This is a genomic window from Cocleimonas flava (assembly GCF_004339015.1).
GTDB lineage: Bacteria > Pseudomonadota > Gammaproteobacteria > Thiotrichales > Thiotrichaceae > Cocleimonas > Cocleimonas flava.
This window is the reverse complement of sequence record NZ_SMFQ01000002.1, coordinates 1,169,930-1,196,899: the sequence shown is the minus strand read 5'-3', so window position 1 is coordinate 1,196,899 and position 26,970 is coordinate 1,169,930. Positions and strand designations below refer to the sequence as shown.

Genomic DNA, 26,970 nt, shown 5'->3' with positions numbered 1-26,970 from the left:
TAAAAAGTACATATTTTACCGGCTTAACAAACCATAAGGATTTATCCTTATTTCCTTTTTTCTTTATTTATTGTTCATTAATTACCAGTTTGTTACCCACCCCCCTACTTTAGGCCGTGTTTTCAAATTTCTGTCCTTGTGAAATTTGATTTGAAATTTATATTTAGACCTGAACCTAGACCATACCTTGTCCATTATTATGACTTCTTACAATGGGAAAGTACTAAACGTGAGGGGTATTACATCATTTCATACAAAACCAAGTCGACGCACAACGTATAAAGAAGAACTGTTAAAGTTGCTTGCTTCAGTGATTCAGATGAAACTATCCGCGCTTATTTTTCGCTCTTAAAAAACCATACGAAAATTATTTGCTAGAAAGGTAAATATACTTTTCTCGATACCTAAAATCAAATACTTACGATAGAAGGCCGCATTCAATAGGGTTTATAAAACAGAGTAAACGCCTATCTGAATACTCAGGCTGATCATGATAAGAACCTTTTTGAGCTTTGATATCATCGTTAATAATTCAGTTGCTTTGTAAAGGTATAGAAAAAAGTGCCCTAAAGTAGGAGGGTGGCTAAATCAGCCAACAGATTCCAAGCCTCCGATATGCAGTTAACAACACGCTTTAAGGCTCGAATTTCTCACCTAAGAAATCGAATAGGTAACCACTATCGTCGGGCTTTAAATTATCCACAACATCAATCAATTTACTGGCGGTAAATTCTGGCATTTGTAAATGCCCTTCTGGAACGCCTTGTTGAAACGGTGCTGATAATAAGGTGTCTGTTGTTCCGGGTTGCAAGCCAACGATAACCACGGGTCTTTTCATACGAGTAAGCTCAATCGCATAATTTTTTATCAGCATATTCAAAGCGGCTTTACTGGCGCGATACGAATGCCAGCCACCAAGGCGGTTATCGCTAATACTCCCGACTCGCGCAGATAGCACGCCGATTTTAAGCGGATGTTTCTTGTCGTTTTGTTCTAATAAATACTTCACCAGCAATGACGGGCCAATGGCATTTAAACTAAACGATTGTGCTAGTTGTTCAGCCGACAGGCTTCGATAGGTTTTCTCTGGTTGCGTATGTTCATCGTGCAACCAACCTGAGGCTATAAAGGCCCAGTCGATATTAATATCCGCAGGGATTTGTTCTATTGCTTGCAGTAAAGAATCTTCCGAAGCCAGATCAAACTGGATATCGATAGTTTTGCAACTCAGGGCAGTTAATTTTTCCAGATTGCGCGCCATTCGAATCAAGGTTGCATCAGGATAACGAATTGCTAATGCTTCGCAGATTGCATGGCCGATGCCACCTGTGGCACCTGCGATAAGAAAATTTGTGGTTTCTTTCAAAAGGCTTATCCGATTAGATAGATCAATGTCAGTCTTTGTTATAGGTGTTTAACCGACCTTAAGCAAAAAACCCTCTATAAGTAGGGGGGTGGCTTAAATCTTATTTACATAATATTTAAGCTGGTTTGACCATTACCCATCGACGATTCCATAAGAAATCGTCGCTGGGCTTTAGTGTGTTGTGAAAACATTTCTACTTTTAGGCAATTTTCAATTTTTCATGGGAATACTGCTTAACATCTTCGCAGTTATTTAAAGTCTGGATACAGGCTTCCGCGGCCTCTTTGCCTTTTGTCGCAAAGTGTTTAAAAAAGAACGCTTCGTGTTCAGCGCCTTCGTGGAAATTAATTGGCGTCATTATGGAGTGAATAATGGGGATTCGAGTATCTAGCTGAATGTCCATAATCGATTTAATTATGCTATCAGCGACAAATTCGTGACGATAAATACCGCCATCAACAATTAATCCTGCAACGATAATTAAAGAGTACTGCCCTGTTTCTGCTCGCAGTTTTGCCTGCAAAGGTATTTCAAGAGCGCCGGGTACATCAACTTCGCTAATATTCTCTTTTGCAATTCCTTGCTCAATTAGAGTATTTATACACGAATTTTTAAGCTCATTGACAATGTTTTTATGCCATGAGGATTGGATATAACAAATTTTTGCTTGATTATGATTATTCATTTTTCACTACCATTTTTACAATTAACAATAATGGGCATGAAGAAATAACGCAGGAAAACGCGAAGGCATTTCTAGAACGCACGCGCTAAGACCTTAGATAGGACTTACAACCTGTAAACTTCTATCATCCGGACTTTAACCGTCGGCTTTGGAATTACACCAAATCTGCTGACTCAAAGTTATCACTTTGACGCTCGCGGGCTTGTTTTCATCAACAATGTTGAAAACTTTACCGCCGGTAGGGAATTACACCCAACCCCGAAGACTTACGGAAAAAATCTTAATCCAATAGTCTTAAAAGATAAATATCTTTCTTGGAATAATTTAGCGTTTTCTTGGGCTCTCTACCCTTATGTTAGTTTTACTAACCATACAAGATGCTTAAAATTGCCTGCAATTAACACATACACTGAACCCATTATTCATCGCTTTTTAGCAAGTCATTAAAAGGTATTTAATCTTTAAAAAGATCAACAAAATAAGAAGGCGTCGTCTACACTCCACTAATCATGTTAACCGCCTCATACTCTTGACTCTCAACGACACACCTACTGTTAAAGACTGGTTTTCTCTACTGTTGCTTATTCTTCTGTGGGGAACATCATTTATGTTTACCGCTGTCTCACTGCAAAGTTTTAGCCCTGTGGGTATAGTCTCTCTTAGGGTGTTGATTGCAGCGATTATTTTGACGCTTTTCTTATTTACTAAAGGTTTGCGATTGCCTTCCGACCCATTGGCCTGGGCGGTGTTTCTACTATTGGGAATTATGGGCAACCTGTTACCGTTTTTTCTGATCTCTACAGGTCAGAAGGATGTTAGCTCGGGCATCGCGGGTTTATTGATGGCGTTTATGCCGCTGGCGACGATGATTTTGGCGCATTATTTTGTGGCAGGGGAAAGTCTCAACCGCTTTAAAATACTCGGTTTTCTATTGGGCATATCTGGTGTGGCAATTGTGCTTTGGCCATCTATAGTCGGCGTTCACAGTAACTTACTGAGTGGTCTATTGATTTTACTCGCCACCTTTAGCTATGCGATAAATGCCATTTTGGTGCGGCGCTTGCCTTCCTATAACCCTATTGTAACGGCAGCTGGCGTAATGATAATTTCCAGCATTGTTATCGTGCCATTGTGGTTGTGGCAAGATTTACCGTGGCAACAAAGCTACTCTTTAAAACCCACCTTATCGTTATTGTGGTTAGGTGTCGGTCCAACGGCATTTGCCACCATTATTTTGTTTGCCGTTATCAGCTCGGCAGGCCCAACCTTTCTTTCATATATTAATTACGTGATTCCTGCAGTGGCGTATTTCACTGGTGCGCTTATTTTGGGCGAAGCGATTGAATGGACTAGCCTAGCGGCGATGTTATTGATAATTTTGGGGATAGCGTTAACGCGCAAACGAGTCGCTGATCGAAAATGATGCTTGAGAGTTTTGCTGAGTTGTTGAAAAACTCAGGCCAAATCAATCAAACCCTCAATGTTCAAGTACTGTCAGAAAGTGCAGGCGTGTGATTTTAAATACAAAATCACACGCCTGTTTTTCACAAATGGCTAATCAAACAGCCAAAGATAACTAATAGTAAAGGTAGCTATCAATAATACCGCTGCAACGATATAGCTCAATTTATCCATTCTTCTTGGCTTCAGCTACTCTCGCTTTAACTTGCTCTGGTGCAGTTCCGCCTAAGTGATTACGCGCTGCTACCGAACCTTCTAGCGTTAATACTTCAAATACATCCTGATCGATGATGGTTGAGAATTTCTGTAATTCTTCAAGACTCATTTCACTTAGGTCTTTGCCTGTTTCCACACCGTAAGCAACCGCACTACCTACCACTTCATGCGCATCACGGAATGGCATGTCTTTACCTACGAGGTAATCAGCTAAGTCAGTCGCGGTTGAGAAGCCTTGCATCGCTGCTGCACGCATGGCGTCTTTATTAGTAGTGATATTTGGCACCATATCGGCAAACGCACGCAAGCTACCTAATAAGGTATCAACCGTATCAAAAAGTGGTTCTTTATCTTCCTGGTTGTCTTTATTGTATGCCAGTGGCTGACTTTTCATTAATGTCAGCAGTGAGAATAAACTACCGAATACTCTGCCACTTTTACCACGTACTAGCTCAGGCACGTCTGGATTTTTCTTTTGCGGCATGATGGATGAGCCGGTACAAAAACGGTCTGGCAGATTAATAAAGTTAAACTGCGCTGATGTCCACAGCACTAATTCTTCTGAGAAACGTGATAGGTGCATCATGATTAAAGACGCGGCTGAGACAAACTCAATGGCGAAGTCACGATCGCTCACGCCATCTAGCGAGTTGTTACAAGGTCTATCAAAACCTAATAGCTCTGCAGTGTAAGCTCTGTCGATTGGGTAAGTGGTACCTGCCAATGCTGCAGAACCTAATGGCATGATATTTACGCGCTTGCGGCAATCTTGCAGACGTTCGAAATCTCTAACCAGCATTTCGTACCATGCAAGCATGTGGTGGCCAAAGGTAATCGGTTGTGCGACTTGTAAATGAGTGAAGCCAGGTAGAATCGTTTCTGCCTCTTGCTCGGCTACTTTTAATAAACCACTTTGTAAGCGTTTTAATTCAGCTGAAATTGCATCGATTTCTTCACGTAACCAAAGACGAATGTCTGTAGCAATTTGGTCGTTTCTTGAACGTCCAGTGTGTAATTTTTTACCCGTAATGCCAATCTTGTCAGTCAGACGTGCTTCGATATTCATGTGAATATCTTCTAACTGTATTGACCATTCCAGATTGCCTGATTCAATATCTGCCTGAATCTCAGCCAGACCTTGATGGATATCATTCATTTCTTCATCAGTCAGGATGCCTACTTTATTCAGCATTTGCGAATGTGCTTTTGAACCTGCGATATCGTGCTTGTATAAACGTTGATCAAAATTAATTGATGCGGTAAATGCTTCTACAAACGCATCGGTAGATTCAGTAAAACGTCCGCCCCAAAGCTTGTCCGCAGTACCGCTCTTTTCGGGATTAAGGCTATTTTGGTTATCATTTGAAGAATTTTTGCTATCAGGCATGGTTGTTCAGTTTCCAGTCAGTAAGGTTTACATACAATATGACGAACGCTACAAAAAAAGCGACGAATATAATAAAAAAAATGATAGTCGTAGCGTTTACGCTACTTTAAATAAAAATAAGATTTAAGGTATTTATATCAAGCTACGCATTATAGCAAAGCCTGTAAACCTTAGATCCAATAAATAAGTTAATAATAATAAATGAATATAACCACCACTGAAAACTCTATCGGTTTCCTACCAGAGCTTTGCACGCCACAGGCAGTGCTTCGCGTTATGGTTGGTGCTGAAGTGTTGGCTTTGGTGTTAGCGTTAACCAGTTCTTCTGCGACTTATCAGGCATCGATTTTACGTTTAGGTTTAACTTCTTTGTTTGTGCAATGGGTTGCTTTAAGCTCGACATTAACGATCTGTCTTTTATCCAATAAAATCAAACGATTACCTGTTATTAAATTTGCGGCAGCAGTAAGTGGAATCGTAGTTGCATTTACCATTGGAGCTTCTGTTCTTGCCATTATGATGGATAGTTACCAGAAAGTTGGCGTGATGTACTTTTGGGATACGCCTTTTATTCTTAGAAATGTATTTGTAGCACTGGTTATTAGTCTTATGACGTTGCATTATTTTTATGTGCATAGCCAAAGAGCTGAGCTTTTGAGTGCTGATTCAGGCGCTAAATACGATGCACTTCAATCTAGAATGCGTCCTCACTTTCTCTTTAATAGTTTAAACAGCATTGCTCAACTGATTCAAGTTGACCAAAACAAGGCTGAAGATGCTTTGTTAGACCTCGCTGATATTTTCCGATCGACCCTCGATACCCGAAACCGTATTTCACTAGGCGAAGAGCTTGATGTGACTTTACGTTATTTACGTATGGAAGGTTTACGATTAGGAAAACGCAGATTAAACATCGTTTGGGATATGGATCGTCAAACGCTTCCTTTTAATATGGAAATTCCGCCTCTGTTATTACAACCTTTAGTTGAAAACGCTATCTACCATGGCATTCAACCTTGTAAAGACGGCGGCACTTTAGGAATCAGTTTATATGATGCAGGACCTCGTTTAGATGTTGTTGTAACGAATCCTGTGCCACCAGTAGGAACCAATTCACACCAAAAGGGCAACCACATCGCCCAAGAAAACCTAAAGAATCGTCTGAGACTCGCATACGGTGATCGCGCTAATCTAAAAATAACAAAAAGCGAACACCAATACCGCGTCTCATTTTCTATACCGAAGGAGACATAATAATGACAATGAATATCCTAGTCGTTGACGATGAAGAACTAGCTCGACAAAGAATACAAAGCTTACTTCAGGAAAATTCTGAATACAAAATTTGTGCAGAGGCAGAAAACGGAGCCGAAGCATTAATGATGGTTGAGCGCCATCAGCCCGATTTGATATTACTCGATATTTCTATGCCTGTGATGGATGGGTTAGAAGTAGCAAAACACTTATCAGGCATGCCAAATCCACCAGCCGTAATCTTTACTACTGCATATGGGGAGTATGCATTAGAAGCCTTTTCAACCAAAGCAACAGGGTACCTCATGAAACCAATAAGACAAGAACAACTATTAAAAAGTCTACAACAGGCCCGCTCACTTAACCGTGCACAGCGATCTAAAGTACTGGATGACAACGAAGTAACAGGTGCAGGACGCAAACACATTTGCGCAAGAATGCGCGGTAATCTGGAACTGATTCCCATTGAAGATGTTTATTATTTCCAGGCTGATCAAAAATATGTAACGGTAAGACACAAGCAGGGAGAAGTGATCATTGAAGAATCACTTAAATCTTTGGAAACGGATTTAGCGGATAAGTTTATTCGTATTCACAGAAATGCATTAGTAGCTAAAAGCCGTATTACTGGCTTAGCTAAGAATAATATCGGTCGAGTACAAGTGAAAATTGAGAAGATTGACGATCAACTAGAAGTAAGTCGTCGTCACGTGGCGGAAATTCGTCGCTTTGTACGAAATCGTTAATACGATTAAACGGATTTTTGTTAGTTAATAATTATCTTTAGTTAATGACTTTTTAACAAAAACGTTTATCCGCTAACGGCTCAATTTATTGGGCCGTTTCTTTTTGGTATTTATTTGATCTGGTTTAGACTAGCTTGATCTTCTCAATCTTTAGTCAATTTATCCATCATATTGTCTATCTCTCGATCCAGATAGGCACCGAATAATTCGATGGTATTAATTCCCATCATTTGCTTAACGACTTCTTTACCTTGATAGTCTAAAAACACCAGGGTAGGCGTTAACATCGCATGATATTCACCCGAGATATCGGCAGGCTCTACTGTCTTACCTGAAAAATCAACCACATCTCTGACATCGTCAATCTGTAACTTCCTGATAAAAATACGTTTATCGTATTCGCCGCTGAGTACCATCGGCGATAAAATCTCTTCGTCCATTTGTTTACAATAACTACAGTATTCCGCATGTAGCATTAAAACCAGACCACGATTTTCTTGCTTCATTTGTTGAGCAAGTTGCTGGAAATCATTTTCTTCAATGACAACACTGTCATTTGATGCACTACTGTTAACGGAGATCAATAAAAGTAGAAAATATGTAAAGAATTTCATGGAGGGTTTTTGCCTCTAAAGACTAATTCACGTAAAGTTCGGAGGGATAACATAACTTTTTTACGTTATCCTGTTTGAGCCAGATGCAAGCTTTATAACACACAGTCTCATTCGACTCTTATCTAACGGTTTTATTGCACATTCATTACGTATTATTTACGTTTTCAGTGCACACAACAGAATAAATTTATGACGAAAACGATACGCATAGCAACCAGAAAAAGCCCACTCGCCTTATGGCAAGCTGAGGAAGTTGCACGACAATTAAAACTCCATCACCCTGATTTAGAGGTCCAGTTAGTCACCATGACCACTCAGGGAGATATCATCTTAGACACACCCTTGGCCAAAATTGGTGGCAAAGGCCTGTTCGTAAAAGAACTTGAAACCGGCATGCTTGAAGGTCGCGCAGATATCGCCGTACATTCAATGAAAGATGTTCCCATGCAATTACCTGATGGCTTACATCTCTCCGTCATTATGCAACGTGAAGATCCAACTGATGCTTTCGTCTCTAATACTGTATCGTCTTTAGATGAGTTACCACAATACGCAAAAGTGGGTACTTGCAGTCTAAGGCGCCAGACGCAACTCGTCGAGAAAAGACCTGATATCAAAATTCTTAACTTACGTGGTAATGTGAATTCGCGTTTGGCAAAGCTGGATAACGGCGACTACGATGCAATCATCCTCGCTTCTGCCGGACTGATTCGTTTAGGCTTTGAAGACCGAATCAAACACGGAATTTCTGTAGAGCAAAGCTTACCAGCCGCTGGACAAGGAGCTGTAGGCATAGAATGTCGTAGTGATGACGAAGAAGTGAATGCCCTGCTCGCGCCCCTCCATGACGACAAAACTGCTACCCGCGTCTATGCAGAGAGAGCGCTAAATACACGCTTAAACGGTGGCTGTCAGGCACCGATTGGCGGCTTTGCTACCTTGCAAGGTAACGATATTCACTTAAGTGGATTGATCGGATTCCCGGATGGGTCAAAAATATACCGTTGTGAAAAAACGGGACCTCAAGCTGATCCAGAAAGTCTCGGTATTGCAGTCGCAGAAGACTTACTCGCTCAAGGCGGTGATGAGATATTGAAACAGCTTGGTATAGATACCTAGTCGAAAATGGAAGCTTCTCTGCCGTTAAAAAACAAATGGATAGTCAATACCAGAGCTGCGCATCAAGCTCAGCCACTAACTGAAAAATTAAGAGATGCCGGCGCTACTGTTATCAACTTTCCATTACTCGAAATAGATGCTCCTGAAAATTATGAAGATGTCGAGCATCAACTATCAGCACTGGAACAGTATGATCTGGCTATATTTATTAGCACCAATGCTGTTGAGCGCACCTTGGATAAGGTTGATGTAAGCACTTTAAAAAAGCTGAAGCTTGCATGTGTCGGTAAAAAAACCGGGTTAGCTCTAAAAAAACATGGTCTTGATAGTGACTTTTGCCCCGAGCGTTTTTTTAACAGCGAAGCATTACTCGCACTAGATGCTTTCCAACAATTTATACCGGGTAAAAAAATAGCGCTGATTAAAGGAGAAGGTGGCAGAGACCTACTTCAAAAAAGCCTTCTAAAGTGGGGGGGTGACGTTGATAGTATTAATGTTTATCGCAGAACGTGTCCACAGCATAATTTAGCGCTTCTGAAAAATCACCAACAACGCCAAGAGCTTGATATAATCATTCTCACGAGCGGTTTCAGTATTGATCATTTCTTTGAGCTGGCCGATAAACATTCTGAGACTGCTGTAGCAAACAGTAACAACAAAAGTAACGAAAACAACTGGATGAATTCAGTGACATTACTGCTTGGTAGTGAAAGATTGAAATCACATATACCCGATAGTTTTAAAGGCAAAGTGATTTTTGCCGAAGACCCGAATGATGACACACTCTTAAAAGAGTTAACGATTGATAATAAATTATGAACAACGAAGACCAAATAAAACTACTAAAAAAAATCAATCGACGAACTCGGTTTACTCAGTTTTTAGCATGGCTAGCCCTCTTTTTTACTGCGGTGGGAATTGCTGCAGGCTATAAAAACTGGCTACGAATTCACGATAAAGCAAAACTAAGCTTAAAACAGATTGAAGAAATTCGCGGTGATATGCCTGATTTTGCCCAAAAATCCAAAGTGGAATTGTTACAACAAGAAATCAACGAAAACATCAAAGAAAATAAAACACATCTAAACGAAGCGATGCACGAACTTCGTAGTATTCAGGATAGTACGCAACACATCGCCGAAACTGTTTATGTTCAAGTTGAACAACTTACTAAACAACAAGCACCCTTAAAAGTACAAACGCCGACGATAAATGACTGGTCATTAGGCGAAGTACATTTTCTGCTACAAACCGCTGTACAGAACTTTGAACTGAAAAAGGATAAGTCCGGGGCAATAGCCGCACTCAAACTGGCAGATAATTTGTTATTAGAACGTGGCTCAATTGATTTGTTGCCAGTGCGTAAACAAATCAGTAACGACATTGCGACGGTGAATCAATTCGAAATAGCAGACATTAGCGCGCTTTCACAAAAAATTGATGCCTTAATGCTTCAACTGAAACCGGCTGAAAATAAAGCGATCGAGACCGGTGAAAAAGTTGAGTTGCTATCAAATGACAATAATGAAGACACGACGACAGACATCACAAAAAAGAAAGAAAAACCGTCCATTGTTTCCAGAGTTAAAAACACTATTAATAACGCCGTAATCATCAAGAAGTTTGATAAACCTCTACAAGAAGAGATGAATGCAGATGCCAAAGAAAATCTGTTTCAGTTATTCTCTTTACGACTTGAAACACTGCGCATTATGTTACTTCAAGGCGATGATGAGAATTTCCATAAGCAAATTGCCAGAATCAAAACCTTATTAGAAAAATACTATTCTGAGGCGGACGCCATTGCCTTCAATAAACAACTCGATACATTATCGACTGTTAATTTAGCACCGGTCGTCCCTGACATTTCATCTTCATTAAAGCTACTCGAAAAACTGATGGTTGAAACACAATCAACGAAAGACAGTGAGCCAACCGAAACTGCTAAAAAAGGCACTGAATAATGAAATATATACTGTTCTTCTTTTTAATTGTTGCTGCATTTTGGTTGGGTATATTTGCAGTCCAACATTCATCTGATGTCACTATCAATTATCAGTGGGACAAAAATCCTATCAGCGTAAGTTTGACGAGTACGACGCTACTCATCGCAAGTATTATCGGGCTGATTGGTTTATATTTTCTGTTTTCAATATCCAAATTTCTATTCGGATTAAGTAAGCGCCTAAAGCAAAGAAAAGCAGCAAAGTTAGCCGCCAAAGCAAATCAGGAACTCACTAAAGGTCTTGTATCTTTCACTGAAGGGCACTGGTCTGAGTCTGAAGATACTTTATTGAATAATGTTGATCATTCTGAAGCACCATTACTGAACTATCTTGCTGCCGCAAGAGCGGCGCACATGCAAGGTGCTTATGACAGAAGAGATCGTTATTTGAAAGTAGCCAGCGAACAAGGCGATGACGCCCAGATTGCGGTATCAGTTTCGCAGGCAGAAATGCAATTTAATAGTGATCAACTGGAGCAATCCAGAGCGACGTTGATCCATTTGCTGGAAGTTTCTCCAAAGCACCCTTATGCGATTAAGTTATTAGCAAAGGTCTACTATCAACAGGAAGATTGGGCCAACTTGTTTGAGTTATTACCAGACCTTGAAAAACTGTCTTTGATTAAAGAGAAAGATCATAAGAAATACCAAACGACAGCGTTGTCGGGTATTTTTCATACTCTTTCACACAAAAAGGATATTACAAGTCTTAACGCATTATGGAAAAAGTTGCCTGCTAATCTAAGAGAAAACCCGCAAGCAGTTTTATTATACTGCGAGGCGTTGACAGATGCTGGCGATGAAAATACGAGTAATAAATTATTAATTTCGCAACTCAATAAAACGTTTGATGAAAAGCTCGTAGAACGATACGGATTAATTGATCACCCCGTTTTAGGTGATGCTATCAAACAGGCCGAAAAGTGGTTAGAGGGCAATGAAAGAAGCCCTATGTTGCTACTTGCCTTGGCTCGCCTCAATAGAAAATACCAACTCTGGGGTAAGAGTAAGACGTTCTACAATACCAGTCTTAATTTCTCGCCATCTGCAGCGGTGTATCTGGAACTTGCAGGACTATTAGAAGAGCTTAATGAAGATGACAATGCACAGACCTGTTACAAAATGGGCCTTAATTACAGCATTCATAAGAAAGGGGAGATTTTAACCCTCAAACAGCACGCAAATCATAAACATCCCCGACAACGCATAACTGATAATCCTAAGCTTTCTATTGTCCCGGAGACTGACGAAAACGATACTTATCCTTTGTAGTTTTTTGTATCAAGAGAAGTCTGTTTAAAAATGAAACGTAGGTTTAGCCTCTTTACCAACAAGAGGCTTGAGTTCGGTTTCGAATAAGCTAGAGCGGATGAAATCATCATCCATTTTTACAATTTTCATTGCATGCGCTACCTGCTTACTTCCCACAACAACGAATAAACGCCCTTCTGGCTCTAATAAATTTTCAAACATTGGCAGATACTCAGGAATTGAGCCTGTTATCGCGATAACGTCGTACTTTCTACCAGCTCCCCAATCAAAAAACGCATCTTTCTGCTCTAATTCGACATTAGCCACATTCACTTCAGCCAAATTTTTCTCAGCCGAAAGCAGAAATTCTTCGTATATATCAATGCTATGTACGTGATTCGACATATTCGCCATACATGCCGTTACATAACCACTGCCTGTCCCTATTTCTAAACAGTTATCATCAATGTTAATTTCTAGTTCTTGAAGCATACGACCTTCTACGCGCGGGAACATCATCGCTTCGTCATTTCCCAGAGGCACTTCGATATCGGCATAAGCCAAGGATTTTAAAGACTCAGGGACAAAAATTTCACGAGGCACACTACCCATCGTCTGCAACACCGTATCGTCTAAAACTTCCCATGTACGTATTTGCTGCTCGATCATATTGAAACGTGCTTGTTCCATATCCATGCGATAACCCTGAATTTATAGAAATAAAAGACCTAGATTTATCTTAAGGTACGGCTGATTAATTGCAAGTAATTAAAAGGTTGAGCCGAAAAGGCAGCCGTTAATAAAATCTAGAGGTTGTTACTAGAGTATATTTAATGAAATACACCCCCCTACTTATAGCCGTTTTTTTCAGTTACCTTTTTTAAGTTTTTTATGCTTAATCTGATCAAGCATTTGGCGCATTTCCTGCAATTCATTGACGTTAGAACCAGGCAGTCTCATCGCCTTGGTCAGTTGAATTCTGGCAGACTGATAATGACTCGTGCGTATATTGCGTTCAGCCACTGCACGGTAGGCATAAGAGCTATTACCACGCAGTCTCGACAATTCTTGCAGTACTTCAAAAAACTCAAGACTCGTTTGTTCGGTGGTATGTATTTCTCGAATAATTTTCCACGCTGGTCCTATCTGACCTAAAGAAATATATGCCTGTGATAGCGGAATGGCGATGACTTCATTGCCTGGATAGATTTTAGATAGCGGCAAAAGTATAGAAATAGCTTTATTGTATTGTCTCTGTTTTATCGCTAACTCAGCATATAAAGCAGCTTCAGAAATATTTTTCGTTGAGAGTTGTTTTTCTGCGAGATTATAGGCTTGCTGGAAAGCACCCTGTTTTCTGAGAAGCAGAATATTCGAATAGTTTTTAATCTGCGCAGAAACAGAAACTGGCGCACGCGAGGTAGTATTAGCAAGCGATCTCACTTTCTCTCGCATATATTGATAACTTATATTTTCTTTACCTTTAAACACACCAAACTGGCTCGCTCTAAAGGAAGTATCGCTCACGCGTTTTATGGTAAGCGGATGATTCTGTAAAAACTCTCTGATCTCCGCGGTTTTACTGTCGCCATATTCCTCTAATTTTTGCAAAAATTTAGGCATCCCTTGTGGGTTTAAGCCCGCACTTGCCAGTATTCTTAATCCCACACGATCAGCTTCAGCCTCTGCTTCACGACCGAATGCCAATTGTTGATGTGCTGTAGTTGCAAGAGTTGCATTTATGATTGCACCACCTGCCTGACTATCTTTAGTCGCGGCAATCACACCGGCCAATAAAGCGGCTCCGGTAGCAAATTTATTATTCTTAGCTTTTTCAATCATTCGCGGAATATGTCGTTGAGTAACATGCGCAATTTCATGAGATAACACTGCTGCTAATTCGCTTTCTGAGCTGGTATTCAGAATTAAACCTGAATTTATTACAATGACACCGCCCAATGTAGCGAATGCATTAATAGCAGTATCTCTGGCGACAACAAAATAGAATGGGTTTGGAGAGCTTGGCGCACGCGCTGTTAAACGATTACCCAGTGAGCGAATCCATAAATTCACTTCAGGATCTTCGATGAGAAGTCCACGCGCTCTTAAGCTACGCAGTACATCCAGTCCCGTTTCTCTCTCCTTAATTGATGCTGCAATACTGCCTGTATGACCACCAAGTTGTGGCAAGTTGAAATCAGGCAATTCCAAATTCAAATCGGCCTTTACAGATGAGCTCAGCAATAAAGGCGTGGACAACAACACAGAAAGCAGCAATGTATTTAGTTTATTCATACTTTTATGATAGTAGCGTAGTTAGATAGTTCCGTTAAGGATTTGATTAAAAAGCGCTATCAATATCTTCTATATCTGCGGAATAACTGTCATAAAAGCTTTGCCATCCAAGACAATGATCTTGACTAATAAACAGGGCAAATGTAATATAAGTAAATTAGTATTAGCTTATATTGGTGTTCCGATAATGATGTCTGTAAAAGAAATTGATGCAACTGCCCTAAAAGAGATGATGGATAATGGTGAAGACATTTGTCTTTATGACGTCCGTTCACAAGCTGAGTTTGCACAAGGCATCATCAGGGGAGGAGAGTTTGCTCCACTGCATACGATACCGGTAAAAATGCACGATTTGCCAAAAGATAAAACGATCGTTTTTTATTGCCGCAGTGGCGCGAGATCTGCTCAGGCATGTCTATATGTTGCTGAAAATACAGGCATTGAAGCATTAAACCTTCGCGGTGGGATTATCTCTTGGTATCAATCAGGGAACGAAGTTATTAAGCCCGATGAAATGCAGGCAAACGGTTAATTATATTTAAAAGTCACCCCCCTACTTTGGGGCACTTTTTTCTATTATCTTAAAAATTAATAGCCAGTCATTTGTGATAATAACTGGCTAGTCGTTCTTCACATTTTTAGACAAAAAGACATTCCTGTCATCTACTTATAATACTAATTCGCGCGCAATTAATGATTTATTCACTGGAGTCACGTATTATCCTGTGCTTTTAGAACCGCAAGTACCTCAAATATTGAGATATATTCTAATTAAGTGAGTAATACTTTAATGTATCTTGTGAACAATAATAATAAAATCCTGACTCTAATTAAATATCGCGCAGAACAGGAATAACTAATTAATAACCTAAACATAAATAATCGTCAGGAGAGAGTATGTCGGTAAAAAATGCCTTTTATGCACAATCGGGTGGAGTCACCTCAGTCATTAACGCCTCGGCTTGTGGCGTCATTCAAACTGCAAAAAAACACAGTGATAAAATTGGTACTGTCTACGCTGGCAAAAACGGCATCATAGGCGCTCTCACCGAAAACCTGATTGATACAAGCAAAGAATCCGACGAAGATATCGCAGGACTACTGCACACGCCTTCTGGCGCATTTGGCTCTTGTCGCTATAAAATGAAAAGTCTTGAAGAAAACAAAGTGGAATACGATCGTCTGATCGAAGTTTTTAAAGCGCACAATATTGGCTATTTCTTTTACAACGGTGGTGGAGATTCAGCAGACACCTGTCTAAAAGTTTCTCAATTGTCAGAAAAAATGGGTTACCCAATTCAGGCGATTCATGTGCCTAAAACAGTAGATAATGACTTACCAGTGACAGATAACTGCCCTGGATTTGGTTCTGTAGCTAAATACATTGCCGTTTCAACACGTGAAGCCAGTTACGATGTAGCTTCTATGGCCGAAACCTCTACGAAAGTTTTTGTTCTTGAAGTCATGGGCAGACATGCTGGCTGGATCGCTGCTGCTGGCGCATTAGCGGCTGATGAAGATAACGATATTCCTGTGATCGTGTTATTCCCCGAAATCGAATTTAATCAAGAAAAATTCCTGGCGTTAGTTGATTCAAAAGTAAAAAGTCATGGCTATTGCAGCATTGTGGTTTCCGAAGGAACCGCTTGGCCTGATGGAAGATTTTTAGCAGAACAAGGAACGCGGGATGATTTTGGCCATGCGCAACTGGGTGGCGCGGCACCTGTCGTGGCGAATATGATCAAAGAAGCACTTGGATACAAATTCCATTGGGCTGTAGCCGATTACTTACAACGTGCAGCACGTCATTTAGCATCACAGTCTGATGTTGAACAAGCGTATGCATTAGGCGAAGCTGCTGTTGAAATGGCAGTAGCAGGAAAAAATTCTGTGATGCCTGCAATTATTCGCACTTCTAACAATCCATATAAATGGGAAATTGGTTCAGGAAATTTAGCTGATATTGCAAATGTAGAAAAAATGATGCCAATGGATTACATCAGTGAAGATGGTTTCGGTATCACAGCGGCTTGTCGTGAATATTTACTGCCATTGATTGAAGGTGAATCTTACCCACCTTATAAAAATGGTATGCCGAACTATGTCACATTAAAAAAAGAACTGGTTGAAAAGAAATTATCTGAATTTAAGATGAAATAATATTTCGTTTCTGACAATAAAAAAGCCCTGCAATGCGGGGCTTTTTTATTGGAAATACATTATTTGATGTTTATTGATTGATGTTTTTTTAATTTAAATACTTTTGTAAATTAGCTTCTTTTACTGTGTTTTCAAACGCTTTATAAGCTTCGAAATCTACACCACTAATTTTAGGCACTTCTTCGTAGGATAATTTTTCCAGCTTCTCTTCCATTTGTTTTAACTGTAATTTTAACCGTGCGTTTTCTTTAATAGATTCCCCTAAATAGTCTTTTACCAATGTTAAATCTTTATCTGACTCTTGTTGTCTGTTCTGTCCGTAGAAATGATGCAACCACCAACCTATTAGTGAACCAGTAACAATAGCAACCGTACTAATAAGTGCTATCTGAAATAAAAAGTATGTCATAAATATCATCCTTGATTAATAACGATGCATCTAACCCTTGATTCATCGTTAATTTACCTTACGCAGTACTGCGCATGTCTCTCAGTTATAAACAACCAGCAATCCTTGCTTGATTGTTTGCTCTTCGACCAACGTAACAAACGTTAAATTAGTCTTATCTTTTTTTGTAATAATGTTTCCTGCATAAATCTTTATTTATATTTCCATCACTATTAGTTTAGCAACGAAACGTAAAATATGTGTCTCTGTTCATCAGTACTAGCTGCTTGTTTATCAGAGAATCTGTATAGTTTTTAGTCGTTTGTTTGGTTTTTAACCACAAGCTGGCTCTTTACCTGACTAATACCGCTGATGTTATTCACGATATTTTCGGCTCTCTTTCTATCTTCATGGGTTGGAATAAACCCTTCCAGTAATACATTTCTGCCTTCAACACTTACTTTGACCGTTTTTATACCACTATCAATAAGGCCACCATGAACCTCATCTTTGATGCTTAATTCCAATCCGGGTCGCAAAAAATAGTTGGATATAACCACTAGCGTAGCAATGACCAATATTCCTATTAATAGAAGCAGAGTTAATGGACTCTTTGATGTTTCACCCTCTGCCAGCATTTCAAGTAACCGTTTGTTTTATGTAGAAGCTGGAAATTTAACAACAACTAAAGAAAAAGTTCGAAGGGATAAGATAACAGGGGGGAGAATAGGGATTAGTGGAAATAAGTCAGGCAAATACCGGATAGTTTTTAAGCAACCCAATTAAAAACGGGTTATTTATCTGCATTTTGCAAAAGATCATGGTGTAGTTTTAACCATCTATGCTGATTTTCTTCGGAGACATTTAACTGATCACAAAACGCCCCAAAAGCATCGTTATTCATAGCTGATATTTCGAAATCTTTGGATTTCACTGCTTCAATATCACACACAATTCCGGTCAATTGACGCGCAAGTAATATCGTATCCTGATGATCTGAAATTAATTGCTGGATACGACTGGCTCCACGAATTTGCATGGTTGAAATTTCACTGGTATTGGCCAAAAGGTTTTCCAGCGTTTCAAACTTTCTTAGTAATTTACCTGCCGTCGACATGCCAACACCTGGCACCCCAGGAATGTTATCCGATTTATCACCCGCTATCGCTAATTGGTCGGCAATTTGACTCGGCTTTGCACCAAATCGTTTGGTGATTTTTTTAGTGTCGAGCATCTCACCTCTCAAATACTCCCACCAGTGATCATCCTCTTTTACTAGTTGCGCTAAATCCTTATCTGCGGTGATAAAATTTACGGGAATTAAATCGGTATAGAACTGCTGACCCCATGTGCCGAGCAGATCATCTGCTTCATAAAACGGACTAGCCTTTTCTAGAATGCCGAGATGACGTAAAAACTCTCTACACAAACGAAACTGTAACCTGAGTGACTCCGGAGCCGTTGCTCTATTTGCTTTGTATTCTGGATAAATATCACGACGATGGGAGGTTTCCAGACTTTCATCAAAAGCGAAACCAATTAATTGTGGTTTTTCAACCGACAATAGTTTGTAAACAAAATCCATAAAACCCATGACGGCATTTATTGGATTACCGTTAACATCATAAATGTCTTCACGAGTGAACCAGGCTTTAAAAACATAGATACTGGAATCAATTAACCATGCCTTTTTATTCATAGCAAACAATTGGGTATTAAAAAAATCATATAAATCCTACAGCTCGGCTATTAAAAAGTTTTGGTTAACATTTAATTAAGTTACAAACGGTATAATCCGCTAGTCTGGGAAATCTTGTGATAACAAATAAGATTGGATATATTTACTTAAAACCCAATAAAAATAAAATAATAAAAATAAAAAAGGCAAACCCAATGAATAAAATGTTACCTATAGTTGCTCTTTGTAGCGCAGCAATTCTAACAACAATTCTATTGAATGGTTGTGATAAGACTGCGTCGGCAAATGTACAAGCTCCACAGCCACATCTTTCTACGTTTTTATCTCTTCATAACCAATACTGTGAAAAGAAATACGATACTCCTGAATCATTACAAAGCTCTCTTGATAAAGCACCCGAACTTGCCCCCGCAAAAGATTTCAATGGTGTTTATGAAGTCCATGTAAATGGTATTAGTTTTGCTGTGTCTCCTGAAGAAGATGGCTGTACCACTGATGTAATGGTTCAAACCAGTGATAATAAAGAGCTATTTTCTTTTGAAGATATAAACAAAGCTTTGTTATCAGTCGGTTATGTAGAAACAGGTGAACCTGTATCTCGTAAAGACCTGGGCACAGATCAGTCTGAACTTACCATTATCGAGAAGAAATATATTTCTCCTAAAGGTGAAATCACTACTTTAGATTTCCCTCTAGAGAAGAAAGATAAATATTACATGACGTTATTTGCAGAGAAGTTCTCAGAAGCAAAAAGAGAAACAAAAGAAAGAATCATTCAATCTCTTAAAATGGCATCAAAATAAGCAATTTATAAGAAATTCAATACTGGATTACCAAAGGTAGTTATACCTTTGGTAATCCCACACTCATTAACGGTTTCATTGTCGTTAATAAAGTCCCAAATAAATTATCCACTTGCTGCTCTTGTTGAGCCAATAACTGCTTCATGCTTTCTCGTTGAGTAGGCATAGAAAAACACGCTGGGCAATTTTCCATAATCACGGGTAACTCTTGCTCTTTTGCAAAACTCGCTAATTCTTTTTCACGCACATAAACCAAAGGACGAATGATTCTAAGGTCAGCGTCATCATTCACATAATGCGCCTTCATTGTTTTGAGTTTACCGCCATGAAATGCAGACATTAAAAAGCTTTCAGCCAAATCATCCAGATGTTGCCCTAAAGCAATAACGTTATATCCGTTTTCTCTGGCGGTGCTATACATCACTCCGCGTTTGATTCGCGAACAAAATGAACAATATGAATCACCATTCATGTGATCATCTGCCATTTCCAGAATGGGCTCTTGCTTAAAGAAATATTCAACTCCGACTTCTTCCAAATAAGGAATCAAAGGAGAGGGGTCATACTCGCCAGATTGAGGGTCAACAGTCATTGCCCCAACATCAAATTTAATAGGCGCATGTCGTTGAAAATGCAGTAACAAATGCAATAAGCTCAATGAGTCTTTGCCGCCAGACAGGCCTAATAATACTTTGTCACCTTCTTTGATCATCTCAAAGTCAACTATCGCCTTTCCCGCGTTCTTTCGAAGCTTTTTAGGCAAGTCAATGCTCGGTATAGATTTACGATTCTTTGTCATAACGGTATTATGCATAAAACTTCACCTAAATGTTAAGGACATCTCTAAGTAATGAGTGAACTATTCCCACCTATCCATGAAAACCGCCATTTTTATCTAGATGTTGGAGATCAACATAAAATCTATGTAGAGGAGTGCGGAAATCCTGACGGCATTCCAGTCATCTTCTTGCATGGTGGCCCAGGTGCAGGATGTGGTGAGGTACACCGCCAATTCTTTGATCCTGAAAAATACTGGATCATTCTTTTTGATCAGCGAGGTTGTGGCAGATCAACTCCGCATGCATCGATTGATAACAACACCACTCAAGACCTGGTCTCTGATATCGAAAAAATTCGTAATGAATTAAATATAGATAAGTGGGTCGTTTCTGGTGGGTCGTGGGGAAGTACTCTATCTTTGGTTTATGCTCAAACGCACACAGAAAATGTTCTAGGTCTGATTCTTCGGGGTATTTTCTTTAGTACACCAAAAGAAATTAGCTGGTTTTATCAAGAAGGTGCCAGCCAGATTTTCCCTGATTATTGGGAAGACTTTGTCGAGCCTATTCCAGAAGAAGAAAGAGACAACTTCTTACTTGCGTATCACAAGCGCTTGAATGGCGATAATGAAATAGCAAAAATGGGAGCAGCCAAAGCATGGTCGCTTTGGGAAGCCAGAGCAGCAACCTTGCAACCTAGCCCATCTGGAATCAAAAAATACCACGACCCTAAAAATGCCATGGGCATCTCCCGTATTGAAACGCATTACTTTATGAGTAATGGGTTTTTAGAAGAAAACCAGATCCTGAACAATATGGATCGCCTTCAGGATATACCAGGCTTCATTGTACACGGTAGATACGACATGATTTGTCCTATCAAGCAAGGTTACGATTTACACAAAGCCTGGCCTAAATCTGAATTTTTTGTGGTTCAAAGTGCTGGTCATTCTGCAGGCGAACAAGGCATCACTGCAGCCTTGATTAAAGCCGGCAACGACATGATAAAGTTGCTTCAAAATTGATTGGTTTAATCCAGCGCGTTACTCATGCAAATGTTGTCGTTGAAGATAAAGAAATAGCCAAGATCGATCAAGGTATCCTTCTTCTCTTAGGTGTAGAGAAAGAGGATACTGAGGAAAACGCTAAAAACCTTTTAGATAAAATTCTGAATTTTAGAATTTTCGAAGACGAAATCGGGAAGATGAATCTTTCGCTTTTAGACATTACTGGCAGTCTGTTGGTGGTTCCACAATTTACGCTACCCGCCAATACTCAAAAGGGCACAAGGCCAAGCTTTGCTTCAGCAGCCCCACCACAACTTGGAAATGAATTATTCGATTATTTCGTTTCAATCGCTTCCAATAAAGTGTCCAAACTACAAACGGGACAATTTGGCGCAGACATGAAAGTCAGCTTGTGCAATGACGGCCCCGTTACTTTTTGGCTTAAGAAATAAGTGAACTATCAAAACGACCTAAACACTTAGACGCTTAATCTTTAAGCCACCCCCCTACTTTGAGGCGTTTTTTTATAAAACCGCAAATAGAAGCGTTATCCAATAACCAACAAAAAAGCTTTACGAGAGCGATGTCAGGCTAATTTCTCCTGTACTTCACCGCCAATTATCATGATAATTTTTCATACTTAATGTTTATTATTTTTACAGTATGCCAAGGGCTGCTTGAATTTGAACGATAGGCATGATATTTTTTATTGGTTGGATAAATATTTTCCATAGAGAATTTTTATGACTAAAACTATAAACCTTATATCTCTTCTTATATTATCGATGCTACTAGCCTTTACCCCCGCTTACGCTGCTAGCCACTCAGATAAAGAAAAAAAAGCTGAAGCTACCTCTGAAGCAACTAGTGATGCTGCAGAGGAAACCAAGAAAGAAGAAGATGATAATGAGGAAGAAACTGAAGTCGAAGAAGACGAAGAGCCTGACTGCGACTAACCCAATACCCTGAACAGCAACCCATGCTTTTCTTCGTATAATTACGTATTAAAATAAAAACACGATTTAGATATAGTGTGCCCTTAAGATATCCCTAGGAGGAGAAACTTTATGAAATTATCAAAAACCCTAACTGCATTATTCGTAACTGCCGGTTTAACTGTAGCGGTAACATCTGCTCAAGCAGCATCACATGGTAAACCAGTAAACATTACGCCAAAATTAGAAAGCGTTACTGTGATGCATAAAGGCAAAGAAACGAAAATTATGCGCGTTCAGGATAATGCAAATACTGTTAATCCTGCTTTTGCTAAGACTTCACGTCCTTGTCCTCCTTTTTGTATCCAGCCAATGAGTCTGGGTAAAGGCATCCAGACTATCGGTGAAGTAGAAGTTATCGATTACGCAGATAAGATGAGTAAAGGTGACAAGAACATCATGCTTGTTGATTCACGTACACCGGATTGGGTTGCAAAAGGAACTATCCCTGGTGCAATAAACGTATCCTGGGTTGAATTAACACCAAGCAAAGGTGCAACAACCGAAGGCATTATGAAGGTTATGACTGAGCAGTTTGGTGTTAAATTAGCAGACGGTAAAGACGACGTTGATGTTGATGAAGCCATCGCAAACGGCGACACCTCTGAAGTATTCGACTTCACCGACGCGAAAACACTGGTCATGTTCTGTAACGGCATGTGGTGTGGACAGTCTCCTGCAAGTATCGCTGCATTAAGAAAATTCGGTTACCCAGCTGACAGAATCAAATACTACCGTGGAGGTATGCAAGACTGGGAAATTCTTGGATTATCAACGGCTAAGTAATAGACGTTATATTCACAAAAAAGGCTGGCGTTTGTCAGCCTTTTTTTATGGTCCTTTTTAACCACACCTATGAAACATCTTCTAAAAAATCTATCGTTATATTCATAATAATAAATAGGAGAAGCGAACGACCATTTGCTAGTCTTAATGGCAATACAAGCTTGATTTTTACACTTTAAAACCAAAGGCTCTGTTATGACACGTGATAGCTACTACCCTTTCTATGGCTGGTTACTAATGACCGGCGTAATTCTATTCAGTAGTTATTTACTCTGGGACTTCGGTCTATTTCAACAACTGGTAGAAAACGATATCACCTATCTTTCTTCTATCATTTTACTTTTATTCATCATCATTACTCTCTACTTAGGATTTGCCTCCTGGCAACTTTCCAGGCAACTACAGTTCACCCAAAATTACTCAGATGATGGCAAGATTGACAAGAGTTGGGCGTCGGAGCATCTCTCGTTATTACATTTCCAGCGGCAACAAGCTCACAATGAATCAGAACCGTTACTTGCGAGACTTATCGAGAAAATTCATCGGGGGCATGTCAATGGCTGGTTCTTTTCTGACGTGTTAATGCGGCTGGGATTAATCGGCACAGTAATCGGTTTCGTCCTAATGCTAAGTACCGTTTACCAACTTAAGGACAATGATATTCAAGCCTTACAACAGCTTCTGGGTACGATGGGGAGTGGCATGCAGGTCGCCCTCTATACCACGCTTTCTGGCTTAGGCTGCGGCTTGTTGGTGAGTCTTCAGTGCCAATGGTTAGACCGTTGTGCAGATACCCTAGTGAGTAAAATTATAGAACTGGGGATGCAAACACCCAAGCAATAGACCATGCCAAGCCTCTATAAGCAAAGCCGAAATACACCCAAAGTAGATCCTTTCATAGACCTGCTTTTCAATACCTTAATGGGCTTCAGCTTTTTATTTTTAGTCAGTCTATTGTTTATCAACCCGAAAGCGGATCAAGCCAAAGTCGAAAAACAAGCCGAGTACATTATTTCTGCCACCTGGCCACAAGATCTCGAAGATGACATCGATTTATGGATGCGAGCACCTACCGGTCATACTGTTTCATATCTGGAAAAAGAAACAGGCTGGTTACATTTAGAGCGTGATGATAGGGGCGAACTCAATGACACCTTGATGATAGATGGTAAAGAGGAAATCCATCCCATCAATCAGGAAATCATCACCATCCGCAAACGCAATGCAGGCGAATACATCGTCAATCTTTTTTACTACACGAAGAAATCTCGCGAACCAGTTCCGGTGGATATTCGTGTCGATCGAATTAACCCCAAGTACGAAACTGTCTACCGACAAACCATAAACCTGGATAAAGTGAATCAGGAAAAGACCGCCGTAAGATTCACCATTAAAGAAGATGGCAGCGTACACAACATTAGTAAACTACCGATTGAATTAACGCCCTATTCTCTGGATCACATGCCTTCACTGATACCTGATGCAATGTTAGGTAAGCCAGAATGAATAGCTATCTCATTCTTATAAGCATCAGTTATATCAGTCTTATTGTTTTTGTTGCATGGTTGGGCTTTGGCAAGCGACTCTCGGTGTTAAGTAAAATTATTCTGGCTATGTTGCTGCCGCTTGTTTACTTTTTACATTGGACAGGACTTCAGGAAAGCAAAGGCTGGCCTTCAGATCAAACCTTACCAACACAATTTGAACTCATCAGTGCAGATATTCAGGAACCTAACCCATTAAAAGATATCGAAGGCAATATACATTTATGGGTTAGACCGGAAGATAATGGGCCTCCACGGTCTTATGTATTAGCTTATTCACGGGAATTACATAAAAAACTATTTGATACCAAACGCAGAATTTCCCAAGGCAGAAGACAAATCGGGCTTTTGTACGATCAAAGTTCAGGGCAAAGCGGTGTCAGTATTGGGGGTAATATGAAACTGGGTTTCCGTAATGCTCCACGAAAGCGACTCCCTCCAAAAAAATAGCGTAAAAAAGAGTCTGAGGCCTGTATAAATTCCTTCGCTCATTTTAAACAGCAAAATAAAAAGTCGCTTAAAGTAGGGGGGTGTGTTTTCAATACCTTATTGTCTTAATAATATTTAGAGAACTACCTCAAACGATCGATAACTTAGGTACAGCTATAAATCTAGACTTAGGTAACTTATAATCTAGCGCATTGTTTTTTAGATTTTTTTAGAACTTTCAGTATTAAGGATAAAAATGAGTATTAGCAACGAAGATGTAACCAAACTCATCGAAACAGGCATTCCAGGTGCAACTGTAACCGTGGATGGTGATGGCTACAAATACGAAACGACAGTAATTAGTGATACGTTTGAAGGGCTAAATACTTTAAAACGCCACCAAGCGGTATACGCGGCAGTAAATTCAGCAATTACATCGGGTGAATTACATGCGCTTACAATTACGGCAAAAACACCAGACGAAGCGTAGTAAATAAAAATGACCTCGAATAACGAAAATATAACGACACATGATCTGGATGCGCGGCATTTACTTTGCCCAATGCCGGTGATTAAAGTACAAAAAAAAATCGTTGAATTAGGACCAGAAGCAGACGGTGACTATCTAGCAGTAAAATGTACGGACCCTGGCACGTTATATGATATCCCTGCCTGGTCCAAAGTGCACGGCCATAAAGTCATCGAAAAATACGAAAAAGATGATGAGTATCACATTCTAGTCCAGATCTGCCTCGACAGCTAAAAACGTCCAATGGCGGAAACTCAAGAAAAAAAACAAGCACGCTATACAGCCACCCGCAATGTAACACTCATAGGGGTGGCAGTTAATGCGTTATTATCTATCGCACAATTGCTTGGTGGTTTTTTTGCACAATCTCAAGCATTAATTGCAGATGGTGTTCACACACTGTCTGATTTAGCGAGTGACTTTGTTGTATTGTTTGCGGCAAAAGCAGCTTCTAAAGATGCAGATGAAGACCATCCTTATGGGCACGGTCGCTTTGAAACGGTGGCAACCGTCATTCTTGGCATTGCTCTCGGTTCTGTTGCAATTGGTATCGCGATGAATGCCATTAACCGCTTAATGCAACCCGAAACATTATTGCAACCGAAACCTTTAGCGTTACTCTTTGTAGCACTTGCGATTATCAGCAAAGAAGGTCTTTACCACTACACCATGAGTGTCGCCAAGCGAGTCGACTCCAAACTGTTAAAAGCGAATGCATGGCATCACAGGTCGGATGCGATCTCTTCAATCCTGGTTGCGATCGGTGTTGCGGGCAGTGTCTTTTTAAAAATCCCCTGGCTTGATGCCGCAGCCGCGATCATTGTCGCCATGATGATTTTCTACATGGGCTTAAAGCTCATTATGGATAGCACCATGGAACTGGTGGATACTGCATGGGAGCCTGAGAAAACCGATGAAATCAAATCATTTATCGGGGAGATAGAGGGTGTAGAAGAAATGCACATGCTACGAACTCGAAAAATGGGAGATTCGGTTTTAGGTGATATTCACGTGCAGGTAAATCCTTATTTAAGCGTTTCGGAAGGGCACCATATTGCGGATAGCGTCATCACTAAATTACGCCGTAACTTTCCTGAAATGAATGATATTACTGTTCATATAGACCCGGAAGATGACGAGGTTTCTTCGTTATCCAAAACATTACCGAATCGCCACGAGCTCATGGTGAAGGTCTACCCAGTGTTGCAAACGCTGAATATTGATCAGGCTGTACATAATATTAATTTGCACTACATCAAGGGTAAAATCGAACTTGAAATCATTGTAAATGCACAGCTCCCTGGTGAAACCATTCAAGCACTTAAAGAAACCTGTGAAAGTTTTGATGAAATTAGGTCATTAACCATGCTCTATCGAATGGATTAAAGACAGCAGCAATATTTAAAGACGAATACCAAAACAAAGTGAAACTATAAAGAAGCAGGGAAAAGC

30 protein-coding genes and 1 riboswitch are annotated in these 26,970 nt (G+C 39.9%); of the genes, 20 read left to right on the top strand and 10 right to left on the bottom strand.

The window, feature by feature from the left end:
- Positions 1-634: 634 nt before the first annotated feature.
- Entirely contained in the window at positions 635-1,366 is a 732-nt protein-coding gene (locus EV695_RS05445) for an SDR family NAD(P)-dependent oxidoreductase (RefSeq protein WP_243651480.1), read from the bottom strand.
- A gap of 199 nt (positions 1,367-1,565) precedes the next feature.
- On the bottom strand, positions 1,566-2,051 hold the full coding sequence (locus tag EV695_RS05440) for a 6,7-dimethyl-8-ribityllumazine synthase (protein WP_131904876.1): 486 nt from the start codon (positions 2,049-2,051) through the stop codon (positions 1,566-1,568).
- Positions 2,052-2,163: 112 nt separating this feature from the next.
- Positions 2,164-2,321, bottom strand: a riboswitch (FMN riboswitch).
- Between the two features lie 259 nt (positions 2,322-2,580).
- On the opposite strand from EV695_RS05440, the gene EV695_RS05435 reads away from it, so the two are divergent.
- Positions 2,581-3,474 (top strand): DMT family transporter, encoded by an 894-nt coding sequence (locus EV695_RS05435; RefSeq protein WP_207906953.1) that lies wholly within the window; start codon positions 2,581-2,583, stop codon positions 3,472-3,474.
- 204 nt (positions 3,475-3,678) lie between these two features.
- Here the strand turns inward: EV695_RS05435 and argH are convergent, their stop codons facing one another.
- Complete coding sequence (argH, locus tag EV695_RS05430; protein ID WP_131904874.1) at positions 3,679-5,115, bottom strand: argininosuccinate lyase; 1,437 nt, start codon at positions 5,113-5,115, stop codon at positions 3,679-3,681.
- A 201-nt stretch (positions 5,116-5,316) separates the two neighbouring features.
- On the opposite strand from argH, the gene EV695_RS05425 reads away from it, so the two are divergent.
- The gene (locus EV695_RS05425) at positions 5,317-6,369 is read left to right on the top strand and encodes a sensor histidine kinase (protein ID WP_131904873.1); all 1,053 of its coding nucleotides are present in this window, start codon (positions 5,317-5,319) and stop codon (positions 6,367-6,369) included.
- Between the two features lie 2 nt (positions 6,370-6,371).
- Positions 6,372-7,115 carry a LytR/AlgR family response regulator transcription factor gene (locus tag EV695_RS05420; RefSeq protein ID WP_207906952.1) on the top strand — a complete coding sequence of 248 codons (744 nt, stop codon included), beginning with the start codon at positions 6,372-6,374 and terminating at the stop codon, positions 7,113-7,115.
- 143 nt (positions 7,116-7,258) lie between these two features.
- Here EV695_RS05420 and EV695_RS05415 read toward each other — a convergent pair whose 3' ends face one another.
- The gene (locus tag EV695_RS05415) at positions 7,259-7,729 is read right to left on the bottom strand and encodes a thioredoxin family protein (protein WP_131904872.1); all 471 of its coding nucleotides are present in this window, start codon (positions 7,727-7,729) and stop codon (positions 7,259-7,261) included.
- 189 nt (positions 7,730-7,918) lie between these two features.
- Here EV695_RS05415 and hemC point away from each other — a divergent pair, with 189 nt between their 5' ends.
- From hemC to EV695_RS05395, 4 genes are read left to right on the top strand one after another with little or no spacing between them, the layout of a single operon-like run.
- Positions 7,919-8,848: a hydroxymethylbilane synthase gene (hemC, locus tag EV695_RS05410; RefSeq protein ID WP_131904871.1), complete on the top strand. Its 930-nt coding sequence runs from the start codon at positions 7,919-7,921 to the stop codon at positions 8,846-8,848.
- Positions 8,849-8,854: 6 nt separating this feature from the next.
- The gene (locus tag EV695_RS05405) at positions 8,855-9,667 is read left to right on the top strand and encodes a uroporphyrinogen-III synthase (protein WP_131904870.1); all 813 of its coding nucleotides are present in this window, start codon (positions 8,855-8,857) and stop codon (positions 9,665-9,667) included.
- Positions 9,664-10,812, top strand: coding sequence for a uroporphyrinogen-III C-methyltransferase (locus EV695_RS05400; protein ID WP_131904869.1), 1,149 nt, complete (start codon positions 9,664-9,666; stop codon positions 10,810-10,812). Before EV695_RS05405 ends, EV695_RS05400 begins: the two co-directional genes overlap by 4 nt.
- A complete protein-coding gene (locus tag EV695_RS05395) occupies positions 10,812-12,125 on the top strand; it encodes a heme biosynthesis HemY N-terminal domain-containing protein (RefSeq protein WP_131904868.1) in 1,314 nt (437 codons plus the stop codon). The genes EV695_RS05400 and EV695_RS05395 overlap by 1 nt, the downstream gene beginning before the upstream one ends.
- Positions 12,126-12,149: 24 nt before the next feature.
- Here the strand turns inward: EV695_RS05395 and EV695_RS05390 are convergent, their stop codons facing one another.
- On the bottom strand, positions 12,150-12,800 hold the full coding sequence (locus EV695_RS05390) for a protein-L-isoaspartate O-methyltransferase family protein (RefSeq protein WP_131904867.1): 651 nt from the start codon (positions 12,798-12,800) through the stop codon (positions 12,150-12,152).
- Between the two features lie 171 nt (positions 12,801-12,971).
- Entirely contained in the window at positions 12,972-14,399 is a 1,428-nt protein-coding gene (locus EV695_RS05385) for a M48 family metalloprotease (protein ID WP_131904866.1), read from the bottom strand.
- A 121-nt stretch (positions 14,400-14,520) separates the two neighbouring features.
- Between EV695_RS05385 and EV695_RS05380 the strand changes: the two genes are divergently transcribed.
- Positions 14,521-14,931 (top strand): rhodanese-like domain-containing protein, encoded by a 411-nt coding sequence (locus tag EV695_RS05380; RefSeq protein WP_243651477.1) that lies wholly within the window; start codon positions 14,521-14,523, stop codon positions 14,929-14,931.
- A gap of 365 nt (positions 14,932-15,296) precedes the next feature.
- Entirely contained in the window at positions 15,297-16,559 is a 1,263-nt protein-coding gene (locus tag EV695_RS05375) for a 6-phosphofructokinase (RefSeq protein ID WP_131904865.1), read from the top strand.
- 88 nt (positions 16,560-16,647) lie between these two features.
- Here the strand turns inward: EV695_RS05375 and EV695_RS05370 are convergent, their stop codons facing one another.
- From EV695_RS05370 to EV695_RS05360, 3 genes are all read right to left on the bottom strand, one after another.
- A complete protein-coding gene (locus tag EV695_RS05370; RefSeq protein ID WP_131904864.1) occupies positions 16,648-16,968 on the bottom strand; it encodes a hypothetical protein in 321 nt (106 codons plus the stop codon).
- 293 nt (positions 16,969-17,261) lie between these two features.
- Positions 17,262-17,585, bottom strand: a complete 324-nt coding sequence (locus EV695_RS05365) for a BON domain-containing protein (RefSeq protein WP_131904863.1) — start codon at positions 17,583-17,585, stop codon at positions 17,262-17,264.
- Positions 17,586-17,740: 155 nt separating this feature from the next.
- Positions 17,741-18,646, bottom strand: coding sequence for a 5'-3' exonuclease (locus tag EV695_RS05360; RefSeq protein ID WP_207906951.1), 906 nt, complete (start codon positions 18,644-18,646; stop codon positions 17,741-17,743).
- A gap of 194 nt (positions 18,647-18,840) precedes the next feature.
- Between EV695_RS05360 and EV695_RS05355 the strand changes: the two genes are divergently transcribed.
- The gene (locus EV695_RS05355) at positions 18,841-19,449 is read left to right on the top strand and encodes a hypothetical protein (protein WP_131904862.1); all 609 of its coding nucleotides are present in this window, start codon (positions 18,841-18,843) and stop codon (positions 19,447-19,449) included.
- Between the two features lie 40 nt (positions 19,450-19,489).
- Here EV695_RS05355 and EV695_RS05350 read toward each other — a convergent pair whose 3' ends face one another.
- Positions 19,490-20,263 (bottom strand): PP-loop family protein, encoded by a 774-nt coding sequence (locus EV695_RS05350; protein WP_243651476.1) that lies wholly within the window; start codon positions 20,261-20,263, stop codon positions 19,490-19,492.
- A gap of 36 nt (positions 20,264-20,299) precedes the next feature.
- Between EV695_RS05350 and pip the strand changes: the two genes are divergently transcribed.
- From pip to EV695_RS05300, 10 genes are all read left to right on the top strand, one after another.
- Positions 20,300-21,253 carry a prolyl aminopeptidase gene (gene pip, locus EV695_RS05345; RefSeq protein WP_131904861.1) on the top strand — a complete coding sequence of 318 codons (954 nt, stop codon included), beginning with the start codon at positions 20,300-20,302 and terminating at the stop codon, positions 21,251-21,253.
- Entirely contained in the window at positions 21,250-21,687 is a 438-nt protein-coding gene (dtd, locus tag EV695_RS05340) for a D-aminoacyl-tRNA deacylase (RefSeq protein ID WP_131904860.1), read from the top strand. The genes pip and dtd overlap by 4 nt, the downstream gene beginning before the upstream one ends.
- Positions 21,688-21,978: 291 nt before the next feature.
- Positions 21,979-22,191 carry a hypothetical protein gene (locus tag EV695_RS05335; RefSeq protein ID WP_131904859.1) on the top strand — a complete coding sequence of 71 codons (213 nt, stop codon included), beginning with the start codon at positions 21,979-21,981 and terminating at the stop codon, positions 22,189-22,191.
- Between the two features lie 111 nt (positions 22,192-22,302).
- Positions 22,303-23,016 carry a rhodanese-like domain-containing protein gene (locus EV695_RS05330; protein ID WP_131904858.1) on the top strand — a complete coding sequence of 238 codons (714 nt, stop codon included), beginning with the start codon at positions 22,303-22,305 and terminating at the stop codon, positions 23,014-23,016.
- 195 nt (positions 23,017-23,211) lie between these two features.
- A complete protein-coding gene (locus EV695_RS05325; protein ID WP_131904857.1) occupies positions 23,212-23,859 on the top strand; it encodes a MotA/TolQ/ExbB proton channel family protein in 648 nt (215 codons plus the stop codon).
- 3 nt (positions 23,860-23,862) lie between these two features.
- Positions 23,863-24,522, top strand: a complete 660-nt coding sequence (locus tag EV695_RS05320) for a hypothetical protein (RefSeq protein ID WP_131904856.1) — start codon at positions 23,863-23,865, stop codon at positions 24,520-24,522.
- Complete coding sequence (locus EV695_RS05315; RefSeq protein WP_131904855.1) at positions 24,519-25,010, top strand: hypothetical protein; 492 nt, start codon at positions 24,519-24,521, stop codon at positions 25,008-25,010. The genes EV695_RS05320 and EV695_RS05315 overlap by 4 nt, the downstream gene beginning before the upstream one ends.
- Positions 25,011-25,245: 235 nt before the next feature.
- On the top strand, positions 25,246-25,479 hold the full coding sequence (locus EV695_RS05310; RefSeq protein ID WP_131904854.1) for a BolA family protein: 234 nt from the start codon (positions 25,246-25,248) through the stop codon (positions 25,477-25,479).
- 9 nt (positions 25,480-25,488) lie between these two features.
- A complete protein-coding gene (locus EV695_RS05305; RefSeq protein WP_131904853.1) occupies positions 25,489-25,752 on the top strand; it encodes a sulfurtransferase TusA family protein in 264 nt (87 codons plus the stop codon).
- A gap of 9 nt (positions 25,753-25,761) precedes the next feature.
- On the top strand, positions 25,762-26,904 hold the full coding sequence (locus EV695_RS05300) for a cation diffusion facilitator family transporter (protein ID WP_131904852.1): 1,143 nt from the start codon (positions 25,762-25,764) through the stop codon (positions 26,902-26,904).
- Positions 26,905-26,970 lie beyond the last annotated feature (66 nt).